The following is a 569-nucleotide window of genomic DNA, read 5'->3' as shown; positions in this document are numbered from 1 at the left end:
CGCGCTCCAGCACCACCTGGCCGTCCTTGACGATAGCCACCGCAATACCGGGCACGTCGAACTGTTTGCGCACGCGTTCCATCTGCGCATCGAACTGCTGCATGCCGGCGGGAAGTTCGGCCGCGTGCGTTGTCGTCACCAAGCTTGCCACCATCAGCACGCCCCCACTCAGCCATCGGTTCAAGGTCACTGCATCACCTTCAGGTTGTTGGTCGAATCGATTCGCCGGCGCCATCCAGCGCCAACGCTTGCGGCGCCACCAGCACGCCATTGGCATCGGCATACAGCCAATGGCCTGGAACGAAGGGCACGCCGGCAAAATTCACCGGCACATCCACATCGCCCAGATCGCGTCGCTCGGTACGGCGCGGGCAAGCCGCCAGCGCCAGCACCCCCAGCGGCAACGTGGCTAAAATCTCGACATCGCGCACGCAGCCGTGAATCAGCACGCCGGCCCAGCCGTTGGCCACCGCGTTGGCCGCGATCTGGTCGCCCAGCAGCGCATGCTTCAGCGAGCCCTGCCCGTCCACCACCAGCACTCGGCCATCGCAGGGCGTGGCGGCCAGCTC

The 569-nt window shown here is 66.1% G+C and carries 1 protein-coding gene and 1 pseudogene; both read right to left on the bottom strand.

The window, feature by feature from the left end:
* Window positions 1-190: pseudogene (locus XAXN_RS22205) on the bottom strand (serine hydrolase); the annotation flags it as partial.
* A 10-nt stretch (window positions 191-200) separates the two neighbouring features.
* On the bottom strand, window positions 201-569 hold a 369-nt coding region (gene rraA, locus XAXN_RS19425), incomplete at its 5' end, for a ribonuclease E activity regulator RraA (RefSeq protein ID WP_054320736.1).

Origin of the sequence: Xanthomonas axonopodis (assembly GCF_001304695.1) — a bacterium.
Classification (GTDB): Bacteria; Pseudomonadota; Gammaproteobacteria; order Xanthomonadales; family Xanthomonadaceae; genus Xanthomonas; species Xanthomonas axonopodis.
Note: the sequence above shows the minus strand (reverse complement) of the source record. Positions and strands in the feature narration are given on the sequence as shown.